Origin of the sequence: Candidatus Photobacterium acropomis (genome assembly GCF_030685555.1) — a bacterium.
Classification (GTDB): domain Bacteria; phylum Pseudomonadota; class Gammaproteobacteria; order Enterobacterales; family Vibrionaceae; genus Photobacterium; species Photobacterium lucens.
The window spans coordinates 2,666,812-2,683,534 of record NZ_CP131609.1; the positions used below are offsets into that span (position 1 = coordinate 2,666,812).

Consider the following 16,723-nt stretch of genomic DNA (forward strand, 5'->3'; position numbering starts at 1 on the left):
GAAAATGAATAATCAAAAACGCGTCCAAATTCTTGAACGTTTACGCGCAGAAAACCCGCATCCAGAAACCGAGCTTAACTGGAGCACCCCTTTTGAATTACTAATTGCAGTATTACTTTCAGCACAAGCAACCGATGTTAGCGTGAACAAAGCGACCGACAAACTCTACCCTGTTGCTAATACACCTCAAGCAATTTATGACCTAGGTGTTGATGGCGTAAAAGAATACATAAAAACAATCGGCCTATTTAATTCAAAAGCAGAAAACGTGATTAAAACGTGCCGTATTTTATTAGATAAGCATAACGGCGAAATCCCTGAAAACCGTGAAGCACTTGAAGCTCTGCCTGGTGTTGGGCGTAAAACCGCTAACGTTGTGCTAAATACCGCATTTGGCTGGCCTACCATTGCCGTTGATACCCATATTTTCCGTGTGTGTAACCGTACAAAATTTGCGATGGGTAAAAATGTTGATCAGGTAGAAGAAAAGCTACTTAAAGTAGTTCCTAAGGAATTTAAAGTCGATGTTCACCACTGGTTGATCTTACATGGCCGTTATACCTGTATTGCTCGTAAACCTCGTTGTGGCAGCTGTATCATTGAAGACCTTTGTGAATACAAAGATAAAGTAGACATCTGATTATTAAAGATTTAACCCAATAAAAAAGGAGCAGAACGCTCCTTTTTTCATGTTTAATCATTAACGATTAAAGCGGTTCGCAATTGACTTTAAAGCCGTATGCTTTACGTTTCTCAGCCATTTGTTTTGCGCCTTCAGCTAATTTATCGAACATCTCATTACGCTCTTCCGCTGATGGTTTATCTGTACTTGCATCAATCGCTTGCTGTAATTGAACGCGTGCAGCATCTTGATCGCCCATCAAGTAACTATTTTGTGCTAACGCAATATAAGCCAAGCTACGGCCTAATGGTGTTGCTGTATGGCCTAGCGCTTCAAGTTCTGCTGTTGCACCAGATTCACAAGCTTCTAGCTTACCAATTGCTTTTGATACTGGCGCTAAATCAGCACTCACTACTTCTTTTAATACTTTCTTAGTTGTTTCATTCGCTGCTTTTTCAGTAAATTTACTCACACTAAATACGCCAATACCTGCTGCAAGTAATACGACTACCACGATAGCTACAATTTTATTCATAACGAATATCCTTATCTAAACACCAATAAATCATAACCTTTACAAATATATACCATGTCAATTAATCATCAAATTCATTCTATATTCAGTTATTCACTCTTTTTAACTTGATATTGATAATTATTATCAATTAATATACGAACGATTTAATATCATACAAATAATGTAATAGTACTAAGTTCGCGCATTAATGCTGAACAGGGGGAAGAGATGGATACTAGATCATGGGAGCAACACACATTACTTGCCGATCAAGCACACACTAATAATAACCCTGTGATGTCAATCGTTCATTATCAGCTGGCATTTTCTATCGCCGATGAAATGACGCTTGATATGCCGAATGAAGAGCAACTAAACGAACTACTTACTATCAAGGTGATCTCTTGTCATAACTTGGCTAACTTTTGGCGTCAGCACGGTGATAGCGACTACGAATTAAAGTATCTACAGCTCGCATCTGAACAAGTTCTCTCTTTGATCCCACAATGCAAACAAACACATTGTCATAGTTATATTGAGTCATTAGGTTGCTGTATGTCAGCACTGATCGCCTTCTTAAAAAGGCACCCTAATCCTCTAATTGCCAAACAAATTAAAGCAATACCGCATTATTCTAATTGCGAGCGCATTGCAACTTTCAAATTAAACTAATAAAAAAGCTCGAACCCTCATGAATAAGAGTTCGAGCTCCAATTGTGTATTCGCAATATCAGTTAATACATTGGTGTTTGGCCTAATGAAATCACAACACGTCTATTTAAACTTCGTCCAATAGGTGTTGAGTTATCAGCAATAGGACGACGCTTACCATAAGCCTCTATTTGTACCCGATCTTCAGGTAACCCTAATGATTTAAAGTAGTTACGTAAATTCTCTGCACGATGCTCTGACATATCTTGGCTCTCTGTTGTCCCAGCTAATGAATCATTAAAAGAGGCCACCAGCACCAAATCGACATCATCAGAATAACGGACAAAATCTGCGATTTTCGCCAAGCGTTGCTGTGAGATTTTATTCAATGTATCGCTATTCTCATCATAGTGCAGAACTGAAAATGCAATGTCTTCAAAACCGTATGGCAATAGCTTATTTAAACATAGGCTAAAGTCTTGATAGCCTTTTTGAAAAGATACCGCTGATAACCCAACTTCCAGAGCTCGATTCTGACGCTGCCAATCTTGATAACTAAAAGTAGGATTACGTCCATCTTCCAGCTCAGCTAACATGTTCCAAACTGTTTTCCCTTGAATATAGCCATCAAACTGTTTGAAAAATTTTAATCGTGTAATGTTATTGGCAGCCTCTCCTGGCATCCAACGAGCAGGCATAGAGGTAAGGCGGACATTGCGTGTTTCCCCCATTGGGCGATACATCTTCAACTCAAATGCTACCGACTGCTTTTTACTGGCACGAGCGACAAACTCCCCATCACCATAACCGGGAATATTATGAGATAAACGGCATTCTAATGGCGTATCAACGATCACGTTCCAGTGGGATTGATTAGGTGTTGCGATATATTGCTTCACTGCCCAACTTGGCAGCGAAAACAACAAAACACACAGATACAATGGCCTAGACCATGATTTAAACGAAATAAAAGTCATTGTGATAACGCTTTATCCAAAATTCAGTAGCTATAAGGCAAGTGTTCTATGAAGAGCACTTTAAAACATCAATTATCATTATGTTATATCGACCATATCACCCATTGCTTTAACGATTCTGCATCCGTTTCACATTAAGCAACAACGCTTCACGGTTTTATTTTTAAACATCAGATCGAATTGGTATCAAGGGGCGAATCTGACATAATAGCCTATTCATTTATTTTGACAGCAGTGTTATGAGCCAAGATAACGAATTCAATACCTTAAAAAGTCGCTTTCGCGGCTACTTTCCCGTCGTCATCGATGTCGAAACGGCTGGATTTAACGCTAAAACTGACGCATTACTAGAGATCTGTGCCGTCACATTGCAAATGGATGAAGACGGTTGGTTAAAACCAGCGACGACTATCCACTTCCATGTAATGCCTTTTGAAGGGGCGATTTTAAATAAAGAAGCGCTCGAATTTAATGGTATTCGTGACCCGTTCAGCCCACTACGTGGCGCAGTATCGGAAGAGCACGCATTAAAAGAGATCTATAAGCAAATCCGTAAAGAGCAGAAAGCTTCGGATTGCTCACGCGCAATCATGGTTGCTCATAATGCCACCTTTGATCATAGCTTTGTAATGGCGGCCTCTGAACGCGCTAAACTAAAACGTAACCCATTCCACCCATTTGCTACTTTTGATACTGCAGCACTGAGTGGCCTTGCTTTTGGACAGACGGTTTTAGCGAAAGCTTGCCAAACAGCAAATATCCCATTTGATAATCGTGAAGCACACTCAGCCCTTTACGATACCGAGCGTACTGCTGAGCTATTTTGTGAAATAGTTAACAAATGGAAGAAGTTAGGAGGTTGGCCACTAATGGCACCTCAAACGGATGAAAACGAAAATCTGTAATTTCTTCTAAGAAAGTTACAAGGTTAAAGAATCATAAGCTCATATTTTTTATGAGCTTTTTTTTACTTTAATTTTATTAAATCATTTTTCAATTAAACGTTTTAAACAGTTATTACAAAAACATGTTAAATACATGATTGTTACATTAATTTTTAAGTTACATTTTATTAACATTTAACGTATCCAGTCTTATACTCACTCTTGTACTTAATATTTTGTTTTTCCTTTCAGGGATGAATAAGAAGCTAAATAACAAAGCATAGAGAGGCAGTATAATGTCCATAAAAAAACGTTATCTCACCGTTGCCATTGCCGCTGCAGTACTTTCAACGCAGGCTTACTCGGCAGGTTTCCAAGTTTCAGAGCAATCAGCCACCGGTCTTGGTCGTGCTTTTGCTGGTGAAGCAGCCATTGCTGATAATCCTGGCGTACTCGCACGTAACCCTGCCAGCATGACAAAATTCGATAAAATGGCGATCTCAGCACAAGGAAGTCTTGTCTTACCTGACATTGATGTGACCGGTCATGATGCGCCTAACGGTGAACAAACCGCAGAGGATGTTGCCCCTCTCGCCTTTGTCCCTTCAACCTATTTCGTTCAACCGCTCAATGATCGCCTTTCTTGGGGGATGTCACTATTTTCCAATTATGGTGTGACCACTGATTATCCTGATGATTTTTATGATGGCACATCCGCAGGTAAAACCTCACTCATTACGATTAACCTAAACCCAAGTGTGGCTTACAAACTCAACGACCAGTGGAGCCTTGGTTTTGGTGTCAGTGCTGTTTATGCCAAAGCTGAGTTATTCCGCCATTACGGTCAAAACGCATTACCCTTCTACCCTGCCATCAAACCCAGCGATAAAACCATTAATATGGAAGGGGAAACCTGGGCATTTGGTTGGAATATCGGTGCATTATTTGAACTTAATGACAACCATCGCTTTGGTTTAGCGTATCGCTCACAAGTCGATCTCGATTTTGATGGTGATTTTACCGATTACTCAGGGCAAGTCCTTGGGGCTACCCGTCGAGGTGACACCATTGATGCTAACCTTTCTGCTCCTCTTCCTGCGACCGCAGAGTTTTCAGGCTTCCATCAACTAAATACTCAATTAGCGATCCACTACAGTATTTTCTGGACCCAATGGAGCAAGTTCACCGAGTTAAAAGCGACCAGCGAGCAATGTAATTTCGGTGGTCAGTTACCGGGCGTATGTTTGCTGAAAGAAGAGGAGTATGACGATGCATTCCGCTGGGCGATTGGTGGAACCTATAACCTCAACCCACAAGTCACGCTCCGTGCAGGTTTTGCTTACGATGAACAAGGCGGTAAACCGACACTCAGTATCCCAGATACCGATCGCTTCTGGTATTCAGCAGGTGCAAGTTACCAATACAGTGATCAATTAAGTTTTGATCTTGGTTTTAGCTATGTCTATGGCAAAAAAGGCACCTTTATAGAATCTGGTGACAGTTTCACTGCGACCAGTGATGCCTACATAGGCGCAGCACAGATGAACTACACCTTCTAGCCCCAAGACATAAACTGAATATTGAGAAGTAAGGAATAATATGAACAAGCATATTTTATCCATCATCGTTGCTGCTAGCTTGGGACTAACAGGATGTGGTGGCGATAGTAAAACTACAGGCGCACCAACGATTGATCCAGATACCGCCAATAGCCTAAATGCTGCAACTAAAGTCAATTTTGATATTGTTTCAAATCCAACGTCGCCAACTATTGTGACGCCCACTTATTTAGCAATGGATCAAGAGGATGGTACATTAAGCGTAGAAAGCAGTGCAGACGATCCTAATGATATTTCAAACCCTGTCGTTGCTATGGGTGCAACCGATGGTTGGAGTACTAGCCAGCCGATCCTTGTCAACTTTAAAGGCAATCCATTAAACCCTGATAGTGCAACAGGAAGTTTCTACTTAATTAAATCCGGCGATCCGACGGACTCTTCAGATACTACTGCACCAACAAAATTAGTTGAAGGGCAAGATTACGTGGTACAAGCGGCTGGTGATACATTAACAGCGTTATTACTGAAACCCTTGGATCCTGCCAGTAATTATATGTTTGCAGTAACCAATGCACTAAAAGATGATCAAAACAATCCTGTCGGCACAAGTGGCTCTTACGCCACCTTAAAATCCACGGCAACGCCACCGTCAGATGCCCTATTACCAGCACAAGCTATTACTCAAGCAACAGAAGCCGCTTTTGCACAAGTGGGCGTTGATAAAAACAGTATTATTTTCTCTTCATGGTTTACGACAGCTTCTGTCGGTGATGTGCTTTTTGCAGCCAAATCCGCCACTGCATTAGCAATAAATAGTAAACCTTCCGATATTTGGAAAGGCACTGCAATCGATAGCTATATTGATACAACGGTTTTAGATGCCACTTTATTTAATATTGAACCTCCAACACTTCAAGGAGAGACTTTAGGCACACTAGGTCAAGTGTTCACAGGTACCATTCATCTGCCTTACTTCTTAAGCGCCGAGCCTGATAAATTCTTAACTACACCTTGGCAAAGCGGCCTGCCTAGTATCGCAAGAATTCAATACGTTTTAACCAATGGTACAGATGCTGAAAAGCTTGCCGTTCAGACAAAAATTGCTGAGCTAAATATCGATCCAACCGACTTTGCTAATATCGCTACCGATCCAGCGGCACAACAGCGAGTATTAACGGCATTACTCGGTTCTGAAATTATTTTGCCAGATGGTAAACAGTTAGATGAAGCAAGACTCATCACCCGTTACAGCCCTGTGCCTAAACTGCGCTCGATTGCCTCTATGGAGTACACTTTAGTCTTACCAAATAAAGCTGAGTGTACCGCGCCATTATCCAACAGCATTACCATTTACCAACATGGCGTGACAAGTAGTAAAGAGACGCTGATTCAGTCAGCACTTGCTGACAACATGATTGGCAATGACTGTCGTGCCATCTTTGCGATTAATCTACCATTACATGGTGATCGTGGTGTGGGCGGTGTTACGGCAGCAGATAATCCTTCTGTGTTCTTAAATCTAGCAGCATTAACCGTTGCCCGTGATAATTTACGCCAAAGCACCATTGACGTGATTAACCTAAAAGCGGTAATCACACGTCTATTTGTACAAATCGGTACGCTTGCACAAACAGCACCAGAGCAACTAGCAAGCTTAGGTGCTTTAGCAAGGCTAGATCCAACCGCTGAGGTTAACTTTGCTGGTCACTCATTAGGCGCAATGACAGGTATTAATGTCGCTAGTGTCGCTAATCGTCCTACTGGTAATGCCACCGCCGATCAGCTATTTGCAGTTAACCAATTTGCATTTGCTAACCCTGGGGCTGAAATTCCTTATCTACTGCTGAACTCTGGGAGTTTTGGTAACCTGATCAAAGGCAGTATCTTAGCCAGTGCTAATGCTGACTTTAAAGCACAATGTGGTAACAACCCAATTGCCGATTGCTATCAAGGTTATGAAGCGACACTTATCAATGAAGGAAGTGAAAGCGCATTAGCAACACTCGGTAGTATCTATAGCTCGTTTACCCAGTTTGCTTATGCCGCACAAACCGTACTTGATAGTGTTGATCCTATTAATCATTCGTTATTAGTACCAAGTACAGCATCGGTTTACTTAACCCAAGTAAAAAATGATGAAACCATTCCCAATAATACGCCACTTGGAGCAACGGTTGCTGGCACTGACATTCCAGTTCCATACTCACCATTTACGGGCACATTACCATTAATTAAAACGATGCAACTGGCACCAACAACGGCATCTATTAATGGCACATTAGTGAGAAATGCCGTGTTATTTAACGCTGGCAGTCATTCATCATTACTCGACCCAACAGCAAATGCGGCAGTCACCAATGAAATGCAATCGCAAATGCACTCTTTCGTTAATGGCGATGGCAAAACATTAACCATCACAGATACAACAGTGTTAAGTTCAGAGCCGTAAATTATAAATCACATCATAATCACCAAAGGCTAGCACTGTGCTAGCCTTTTTCATTACCAAATCATTCCCTCAATATCCTATTTTTACTGGTTTAAAATCATACAACCTCAATAAAATGTGGTTCAAAACACATTTTGTCCTCGACATGTGCAAAAAATTAAGCAAACTGGTAAAAACGGTGTTATTTCACCCTAATGATTCTGTGATTATTCACACACTTTGAAATACGTAAAATAATGCAGTTCACAATTTCCTAATTTAAACGGACGGATCGAAGCTTTATGAACCCTGTAGTTATAGCGGTATGTATCATGCTGTTACTCGCCCTATTGCGAGTTAACGTTGTGGTCGCGCTAACCTTTAGTGCCATTGTTGGCGGCCTTATTGGTGGGATGTCTCTCACTGATGCGGTATCGGCCTTCGAAGGTGGTCTTGGTGGCGGTGCTACCACAGCACTTAGTTATGCCATGTTAGGTACGTTTGCAGTTGCAATCTCACGCTCTGGTATTACTGATGTCTTAGCACAAAAAGTGATTAAGAAAATCAGTGGTCATGATAATGCAGCCGCAGCGACTGGCGTCAAATACAGCGTTCTGATCATTTTACTTTTATTGGCAATCTCTTCTCAGAACGCCATCCCTGTTCATATTGCTTTTATCCCTATCGTTATTCCGCCACTACTTCATGTATTTGCGAAGCTAAAGTTAGACCGTCGTCTTATTGCTTGTGTACTGACATTTGGTCTAGTTACGCCATACATGGTACTGCCAATTGGCTTCGGTGGTATTTTCTTAAATAACATCCTACTGAAAAACCTACACGATAACGGCTTAGACGTATTAGCAAGCCAAGTGCCTGTTGCAATGATCCTACCGGCTTGTGGCATGGTGTTTGGTTTATTAGTATCGATCTTTATTAGCTACCGTAAACCACGTGAATATTCGGTTGAGAAAATCTTAGCGAGTGAGCCAGAGAAAAAAGAAATCGATATGCGCCATGTCTATGTCGCTATCGTGGCAATTTTTGCTGCGCTAGGTGCACAGCTTTACAGTGGCTCAATGATCATCGGTGGCTTAATGGGCTTTATGGTCTTTACCTTCACCGGTGTAATTAAGTGGAAAGAAACCCATGATGTGTTCACGAAAGGTGTACATATGATGGCGATGATCGGATTTATTATGATTGCAGCAGCAGGTTTTGCTGCGGTAATGAAAGCAACCGGTGGCGTTGAAACACTGGTTAACTCACTTGAGGCAGCAATTGGTAATAACAAACCATTAGCGTCACTACTAATGCTAGTTGTTGGTCTGCTCGTTACTATGGGTATCGGTTCATCGTTCTCAACCATTCCTATTCTTGCCACGATTTACGTACCACTTTGTCTGTCTTTTGGTTTCTCACCAATGGCAACCATTGCAATTGTTGGTACCGCAGCAGCATTAGGTGATGCAGGCTCACCAGCGTCAGATTCGACATTAGGTCCAACATCGGGCTTGAATGCGGATGGTCAGCACGATCACATTTGGGATTCAGTTGTACCAACGTTCATTCACTACAACTTACCGTTAATCGGCTTTGGCTGGCTGGCATCTATGGTGCTGTAAGCCTTTTATTAGATACAAAAAAACCGCCGAGTTTGGCGGTTTTTTTATTGCTTAAAAGTGAAAGACTTAAAAATCATATCACCTTAAACAAATGACGTTACAGAAGAATTACTCTGCTGAAGCTGCGTCGCGACGTGCTGCTGCTTCTTTAATTAGTGGCTGAAGCTCACCTTTTTGGAACATCTCAAGAATGATGTCACAACCACCGATCAGCTCACCTTCAATCCATAATTGTGGGAATGTTGGCCACTGTGCGTAAATTGGAAGTTCAGCACGGATATCTGGGTTTTGCAGAATATCAACGAAAGCAAACTTTTCGCCACAGCCCATTAGCGCTTGAGACGCTTGAGATGAGAAACCACAGCTTGGTAGCTTAGGTGAACCTTTCATGTAAAGTAGGATTGGGTTTTCAGCGATCTGCTGCTTGATCTTGTCGATAGTTTCCATAGCTTCCTCGTACAACTTTAATAGTAATAACCTAAACCCTACCATTCTACTTGGTTATCGTCACCAATAAAAATACTTTCCTGCTCCTAACCGACGGCTTTTAATTCAATCCTTAAGCAGAGCACTATTTAACCTTGCTAATTAAAAGGTTATTGACGATCACCTGAACGAGGTATAGGGTATTTTTTTATAGCCAAGTCTTTTAATAAAGAAAAAACTTGCTAAAATAAAACGGTCAGATTCAAAAATAAATTAAGTAAGCCTCGATGCTTACTGGAAGCAATAATGTCGTGGCAAACGCCACCAAACCAATATGGAGAATTGAGCAATGGCATTTGAATTACCAGCTCTACCTTTCGCAATGAACGCTCTTGAGCCACACATTTCTCAAGAAACTCTTGAATACCACTACGGTAAGCACCACAACACTTACGTTGTTAAGCTTAACGGTCTTGTTGAAGGTACTGAGCTTGCTGAAAAGTCACTTGAAGAAATCGTAAAAACTTCAACTGGCGGCGTATTTAACAATGCAGCTCAAGTTTGGAACCACACTTTCTACTGGAACTGTCTTGCACCTAACGCTGGCGGTGAACCAACTGGCGAAGTAGCAGCAGCAATCGAAAAAGCATTCGGTTCTTTTGCTGAGTTCAAAGCTAAATTCACAGATTCAGCAATCAACAACTTCGGTTCTTCTTGGACTTGGTTAGTGAAGAACGCTGACGGCTCTCTAGCGATCGTTAACACTTCTAACGCTGGTTGCCCAATCACAGAAGAAGGCGTTACACCACTACTAACTGTTGACCTTTGGGAACACGCTTACTACATCGACTACCGCAACCTACGTCCAAGCTACATGGATGGTTTCTGGGCACTAGTTAACTGGGATTTCGTTGCTAAAAACCTAGCAGCTTAATAACCCATTAAAGCGTAAAGCCTAATAATAAGCCGTGAATATTTATGAAATGTTCACGGTTTTTTTGTATCTAGGCGATTTGGGGAGAAAATAACAAAATAAGAAAAACAAACATAAACCTAACAATGCCAATAACAACCTAACCATTCACTGACATTATAGATTGGCTTTTTCTATATCTTTCTCACACATCGACACCCTTATCCCCCCAATAAGAGTTAAACGACGTGCACTATAAAAAACTATCCCCACTCCTGTTTACCATCATGGCGTTCACAGCAACAAGCTATGTTCAAGCCAGTGATGATGAGCAACCTCAAGCTGTTCCTGTTACCGTTGAACCGATTTCTACTAAAGAGTTCGTTGCCACATTAAATGAAGTCGGAAAAATTAATGCGATTGATTTTGCAGAGCTCACATTTAGTACCCCAGGCAAACTGGTTTCGATTAATTTCAAAGATGGCGACGTGGTGAAAAAAGGCCAAACTATTGCCAAGCTCGACAGTAGCAAGGCAAAAGCCGATCTCGATAAAGCGGCAAGTTCACTCACCACAGCAAGAAACAAAGTTAAACGAGTGATTGAGCTCAATAAAAAGCAACCTGGCGCGTTATCAAAACAAGATTTTGAAGAACTGCAAGATGCCGCTAACCTTGCTGCTGCTGATTACCGCCAGCAACAAGCGATTTTAAAAGACTACATTATTACTGCTCCTTTCGATGGTGAACTTACTAATTTCACCAAATCAAAAGGCAGCATGATTGATGCTATAACGCCATTAGTGAGCATTTATAACCTTGATCCGGTTGAAGTGTCATACACCATTAGTCAAAACGATCTCGGCAAAGCGGTAAAAGGCCAACCAATCACGGTAACGGTTGAAGCCTATAAAGATATGACCTTTAACGGTGTCGTTGATTACGTTGCGCCAGCGGTGAACAAAAACACAGGGCGCGTGGCAATTCATGCGCGTATTGAAAACCCGAACCATGTTTTAGCTCCGGGCATGTTTGCCCAAGTAAGCCAAATGGTGAACGGTCGCACTGAACATATTGTGGCACCTCAAAATGCCATTCTTGCCCATAATGAAGATCGTTATGTATGGGTCGTAGACAAAAACAACATTGCAACCAAACGCTATCTAACATTAGGCGACAACCTCAACAATGGTTATGTGATTGTTGAAAAAGGCTTAAAAGTGGATGATAAGGTTGTTGTTACTGGGCATCAAAAAATTGATGATGAAACACTGGTTAATATCATCAAAACCCAAACACCAACATCAGATGCGCCAGCACAAGCGCCAAAAAAGAAAACAACCGATCCTGCTACTGCGGGTAAAACAGAGAAAAAGACTGTAACGGAGCCAAATAATGAAGCTACCTGAAGTCTGTATTAAACATCCCGTTTTCGCTTCAGTGCTAAGTATCGCGATTATTCTTATTGGTCTATTTTCATTCCAAAAACTAGCGATTCAATATTTCCCTGAGCACAACACACCTAAAGCGACAGTCACAGCCAGTATTGATGGTGCCAGTGCTGACTTTATGTCACGCAATGTTGCTACGCATTTAATCAATGCAGCAACGGGATTAGAAAGCGTCGATATTATGACGACTGACTGTACTCAAGGTAGATGCACATTAAATGTAAAATTTGACGATGGTATTTCCGATGTCGAATACGCGAATTTAATGAACAAACTACGTAGTAGTATTGAAGCTATTGCCGATTTTCCACCGAGTATGGTTGATAAACCTACCGTAACTGACGATTCAGCAGATAAAAGCTCAGCCAGTAACATCATCACCTTTATTAATAAAGGAACGATGAGTTCGCAAGAAATGTATGACTATATTGGTCAACAAATCAAACCACAATTTCGACATATTTCTGGTGTCGGTGCTGTTTATGGCCCTTATGGTGGTGCAGCCAAAGCCGTACGTGTATGGCTAAACCCAAACCGTATGATGGCATTAAATGTTAAAGCAGCAGATGTAGTTACAACACTGAGCGCATACAGTTCATCATTTACTGTCGGTCAAATTGTCGGTGAAGCGCGTAACTTTCAAATTAACCCAGTAACCCAAGTCACAAGTGTTAAAGATATTCAGAATCTTGTGATCCGCGTGGATGATGGCAACATTATTCGCATCAAAGACATTGCTGATGTCAAAATGGGTGAAAACAGCCTAACGCCAAGCAAACTTAAAGTGAATGGTGAAACGGCTATGTCGCTCCAGGTGTTACCGCTAAAGAGTGAAAACCCTGTTGATGTGGCAGCACGAGTAAAAGCTGAAATCGAAAAGATGCAGCAACATTTACCTGACGGTCTTGAAATGAAAATGGTATATAACCAAGCCGACTTTATTCAGGAATCCATTGATCAAGGCTTTCATACACTGTTAGAGGCGGTGGTTTTAGTTTCCGTTATCGTCGTGCTTTTCCTTGGCTCACTGCGTATTGCATCGATCCCAATTATTACCATTCCAGTATGTATTATTGGTGTATTTGCAGTGATGTCATTTCTCGGTTTCAGTATTAACGTACTGACTATCTTAGCCATTATTCTAGCGATTGGTCTGGTGGTTGATGACGCCATTGTGGTGGTCGAAAACTGTTATCGCTATATTGAAGAAGGTGAAACTCCACTCAACGCAGCGATCAAAGGTAGTAATGAAATTATCTTCCCGGTAATAGCCATGACAATGACCCTTGCAGCGGTTTACTTGCCTATTGGTTTGATGTCAGGCATGACGGCTGATCTATTCCGCCAGTTTGCCTTTACCCTTGCAGCATCAGTGATTATCTCAGGTCTTGTGGCACTAACCCTCTCGCCTATGATGAGTGCTTATTTAATTAAGCCAGTATCACAGCAGCCTAAATGGTTTGCTGCCATTGATAAACAACTACATAGGTTATCAGATAGTTATAGTAAACAACTCTCAAAATGGTTTGATCGTAAGGCACTGATGGGTGGCATGGCGCTTGCGTTAATCGCACTATCAGGAGTGGCGGTGTGGTCGATGCCACAAGTCTTGTTACCAACTGAAGATACGGGCTTTATTGATGGCAGTGCTGAAGCGCCAACAGGGGTAGGTCGTCGTTATCACATCAAGCATAACTCTGAATTAAACAGTGTTATGGAAGATAATAAAGACATCGCAGCCAATTTATCCTACATCGAAGGAACACCATCAAACCATATTTTGCTTGAACCTTGGGGTAAACGTACTAAACCTGCTGATGAAATAGTGGCAGAGCTTACCGATAAGGCAGCGAAGACGTTGTCTGCCTATAGCATGTCATTTAGTGTACGTTCGGCTGATGGTCTTAATGCTGCGACCAATTTGAAGCTACAACTAAAAACCGTTAATCGAGACAATACAAAGCTCAATGATACAGCGAACCGTGTCGTTAAAAAGCTAAGTGAATATGAAGGATTAACGCGTGTTAAAAGCTCGTTGCTGCGTGATCAACTACGCTATGACTTACGCATTGATCGCAATGCAATTATCTTATCAGGTGTAGCTTATACCGATGTAACCAATGCCTTATCTACTTTCCTTGGTTCATTGAAGGCGGCAAATTTACAGGCCGATGATGGTTATACCTACCCTATTCGCGTTCAAGTTAACCGCAAAGATCTCGGCAACTTCGATATTATCGATAAGCTTTATGTGGCGTCAGAATCAGGGCAAAACATTCCTTTATCTGAATTCGTCTCGATTAAAGCAGTAACCTCCGAGTCTAACTTTAAGACTTATATGGGGCAAAACAGTGCTGAAATTACAGCCACTTTAATGCCGGGCTATACCGCTGGTGATGTGCGTAATTATATTGATGAAAACATACCAGAGCTGCTTGGTGACTCACAAAGCTATGCCTATGACGGTGTCGTGAAAGAGTTAATGGACTCACAAGATGGTACCCAAACACTGTTTTTGATGGCGCTTATTTTCATCTATTTGATCTTAGCCGCACAGTTTGAGAGCTTTGTTGATCCATTGATCATTTTACTTACCGTTCCCCTATGTATTGTAGGCGCAGTACTGACCCTGTGGGTATTTGGGCAAAGCCTCAATATTTACTCGCAAATTGGTCTATTGACCTTAGTCGGGCTAGTCACCAAACACGGTATCTTGCTAGTTGAATTTGCCAATGAGCAACGTAAGCACGGAAAAACAGCCATTGAAGCGGCAATTCACAGTGCTCGCTCCCGTTTACGTCCAATTTTAATGACATCACTGACCATGATTTTAGGTGCTTTACCGTTAGCATTTGCATCAGGTCCGGGCTCATTAGGTCGTGTAAATATTGGCTTAGTCTTAGTCGGAGGATTAACCGCTGGGACATTCTTCTCTCTATTTCTAGTGCCTGTTGCTTATGTCGGGATGAGTAAGTTAAGAGAAAAAGATGCGCTAAAAACCTTATTAAGTGGTCGTGGTTTCCGCCAGCGAAATCAACACTAAATAAGATTTACAAAAACAAAAACGCCTACATCACTGTAGGCGTTTTTTATTATCTTGTAATTGTGATTACGCTTTCTCAGAAAGAATAATACGTAGAGTACGACGAAGTGGCTCTGCAGCACCCCATAGCAACTGATCACCCACAGTAAAGGCATTAAGGAAATCATCACCCATAGCCAGTTTACGTAGACGACCAACAGGTACTGATAGCGTTCCTGTTACTTTTGCTGGGCTTAGCTCTTGTACTGTTACATCACGATCATTCGGGATCACTTTCACCCAATCATTGTGTGATGCGATAATTTCTTCAATTTCGTCTAGTGGTACATTCTTCTTCAGCTTTAACGTTAATGCTTGACTGTGACAGCGCATTGCACCAATGCGTACACATGTACCATCAATAGGAATTGGCGAGTCTTCTAAACCAAGGATCTTGTTCGTTTCAACTGACGCTTTCCACTCTTCTTTGCTTTGGCCATTTTCGCGCTTCACATCAATCCAAGGGATCAATGAACCCGCTAACGGCGCACCAAATTCCTGAGCAGGGAAATCACTAGAGCGCAGAGTATCTGCAACCTTACGGTCAATATCTAAAATAGAGGTCGCTGGGTTTGCCAGCTCGCTGGTCACTGTGTCATTAATCACGCCCATTTGGCTGATCAATTCACGCATGTTTTTCGCACCAGCACCGGACGCCGCTTGATACGTTTGTGACGTCATCCACTCAACAAGCCCTGCTTTATATAGGCCACCAACAGCCATAAGCATTAAGCTTACAGTACAGTTACCGCCTACATAGGTATTTGTACCCTTGTGGATACCTTGTTGGATTTGATCAAAGTTAACTGGATCCAATGTGATGATTGAATCTGGCTTCATACGCAGTGTCGACGCTGCATCAATCCAGTAACCTTTCCAACCTGCTTGGCGCAATGCTGGATAAACTTTTTCAGTATAACCACCACCTTGACAGGTAATGATTGCATCAAGCTGTTTTAAACTCTCTAAATCGAAAGCATCTTGCAGCATTCCTGCATCTTTACCAAAATTTGGCGCTGGAATGCCTACTTGAGAAGTTGAATAGAAGACAGGATCAATCAGCTTAAAATCACCTTCTTCAATCATACGTTGCATCAGTACAGAGCCGACCATGCCACGCCAACCAACTAAACCTACTTTCATCATTTCTACGACACTCCCTGTTGTAATTTAATTCTTATTCCATCTATAGAGATTTAACACCCTAAAAACAAGCATAATTTTCACATTCATTTAAAAATACTATCGCAAAACAGAGTAACAATCTTTGTAATTTTACAGATATCTGAATTTCTTATCAGTGATATTAGTTTTTTTTATAAGCTCAAAATCGCAACGACAATGAATAAAAACCCATCAAAAACACCAATTAAAAGCTAATTAACACCCACTTTTAACCTTATTAATGAAATTTACCAACAAAACACAAATAAACTTACTTAACGCATAACTTTGAAAAAAAGCCCCTATCCTGATAATCTCTCTCACCGCTTTTTAGTGGATATATCACTTGTTATTTACATGTATTGTAGTTTTTTAAACTAATTAATTAGCAAGTTTTATGCTTTAAAACAAAAAAGCCAAATAAAAC

General features: G+C 41.4%; 13 protein-coding genes. 9 read left to right on the forward strand and 4 right to left on the reverse strand.

Annotated elements, in window-relative coordinates; all coding sequences use genetic code 11:
* Window positions 1-4: 4 nt before the first annotated feature.
* Window positions 5-640: an endonuclease III gene (gene nth / locus Q7657_RS19030; protein ID WP_060988901.1), complete on the forward strand. Its 636-nt coding sequence runs from the start codon at window positions 5-7 to the stop codon at window positions 638-640.
* A 67-nt stretch (window positions 641-707) separates the two neighbouring features.
* Here the strand turns inward: nth and Q7657_RS19035 are convergent, their stop codons facing one another.
* Window positions 708-1,157 (reverse strand): hypothetical protein, encoded by a 450-nt coding sequence (locus tag Q7657_RS19035; protein ID WP_023931642.1) that lies wholly within the window; start codon window positions 1,155-1,157, stop codon window positions 708-710.
* A 210-nt stretch (window positions 1,158-1,367) separates the two neighbouring features.
* Between Q7657_RS19035 and Q7657_RS19040 the strand changes: the two genes are divergently transcribed.
* Entirely contained in the window at window positions 1,368-1,811 is a 444-nt protein-coding gene (locus Q7657_RS19040) for a DUF2753 family protein (RefSeq protein ID WP_107165390.1), read from the forward strand.
* 62 nt (window positions 1,812-1,873) lie between these two features.
* Here Q7657_RS19040 and motY read toward each other — a convergent pair whose 3' ends face one another.
* Window positions 1,874-2,767 carry a flagellar protein MotY gene (gene motY / locus Q7657_RS19045; RefSeq protein WP_107165391.1) on the reverse strand — a complete coding sequence of 298 codons (894 nt, stop codon included), beginning with the start codon at window positions 2,765-2,767 and terminating at the stop codon, window positions 1,874-1,876.
* A gap of 239 nt (window positions 2,768-3,006) precedes the next feature.
* On the opposite strand from motY, the gene rnt reads away from it, so the two are divergent.
* The 4 genes from rnt to Q7657_RS19065 all read left to right on the forward strand — a co-directional run bounded on the left by rnt (window position 3,007) and on the right by Q7657_RS19065 (window position 9,263).
* Window positions 3,007-3,672 carry a ribonuclease T gene (rnt, locus tag Q7657_RS19050; RefSeq protein WP_107165392.1) on the forward strand — a complete coding sequence of 222 codons (666 nt, stop codon included), beginning with the start codon at window positions 3,007-3,009 and terminating at the stop codon, window positions 3,670-3,672.
* Window positions 3,673-3,947: 275 nt separating this feature from the next.
* The gene (locus Q7657_RS19055; RefSeq protein ID WP_107165393.1) at window positions 3,948-5,210 is read left to right on the forward strand and encodes an outer membrane protein transport protein; all 1,263 of its coding nucleotides are present in this window, start codon (window positions 3,948-3,950) and stop codon (window positions 5,208-5,210) included.
* A 40-nt stretch (window positions 5,211-5,250) separates the two neighbouring features.
* Window positions 5,251-7,659: a VolA/Pla-1 family phospholipase gene (locus tag Q7657_RS19060; RefSeq protein ID WP_107165394.1), complete on the forward strand. Its 2,409-nt coding sequence runs from the start codon at window positions 5,251-5,253 to the stop codon at window positions 7,657-7,659.
* Between the two features lie 281 nt (window positions 7,660-7,940).
* Window positions 7,941-9,263 (forward strand): Na+/H+ antiporter family protein, encoded by a 1,323-nt coding sequence (locus tag Q7657_RS19065; protein WP_053986970.1) that lies wholly within the window; start codon window positions 7,941-7,943, stop codon window positions 9,261-9,263.
* Between the two features lie 108 nt (window positions 9,264-9,371).
* On the opposite strand, the gene Q7657_RS19070 is transcribed toward Q7657_RS19065, so the two are convergent.
* A complete protein-coding gene (locus Q7657_RS19070; RefSeq protein ID WP_008987566.1) occupies window positions 9,372-9,710 on the reverse strand; it encodes a Grx4 family monothiol glutaredoxin in 339 nt (112 codons plus the stop codon).
* Between the two features lie 328 nt (window positions 9,711-10,038).
* Here Q7657_RS19070 and sodB point away from each other — a divergent pair, with 328 nt between their 5' ends.
* From sodB to Q7657_RS19085, 3 genes are all read left to right on the forward strand, one after another.
* Window positions 10,039-10,623 carry a superoxide dismutase [Fe] gene (gene sodB, locus Q7657_RS19075; RefSeq protein ID WP_053986971.1) on the forward strand — a complete coding sequence of 195 codons (585 nt, stop codon included), beginning with the start codon at window positions 10,039-10,041 and terminating at the stop codon, window positions 10,621-10,623.
* A 227-nt stretch (window positions 10,624-10,850) separates the two neighbouring features.
* Complete coding sequence (locus Q7657_RS19080; protein ID WP_107165395.1) at window positions 10,851-12,008, forward strand: efflux RND transporter periplasmic adaptor subunit; 1,158 nt, start codon at window positions 10,851-10,853, stop codon at window positions 12,006-12,008.
* Window positions 11,995-15,093 carry an efflux RND transporter permease subunit gene (locus Q7657_RS19085; RefSeq protein ID WP_107165396.1) on the forward strand — a complete coding sequence of 1,033 codons (3,099 nt, stop codon included), beginning with the start codon at window positions 11,995-11,997 and terminating at the stop codon, window positions 15,091-15,093. Before Q7657_RS19080 ends, Q7657_RS19085 begins: the two co-directional genes overlap by 14 nt.
* Window positions 15,094-15,159: 66 nt before the next feature.
* Here Q7657_RS19085 and asd read toward each other — a convergent pair whose 3' ends face one another.
* Entirely contained in the window at window positions 15,160-16,278 is a 1,119-nt protein-coding gene (gene asd / locus Q7657_RS19090; protein WP_061013224.1) for an aspartate-semialdehyde dehydrogenase, read from the reverse strand.
* Between the last annotated feature and the right edge of the window lie 445 nt (window positions 16,279-16,723).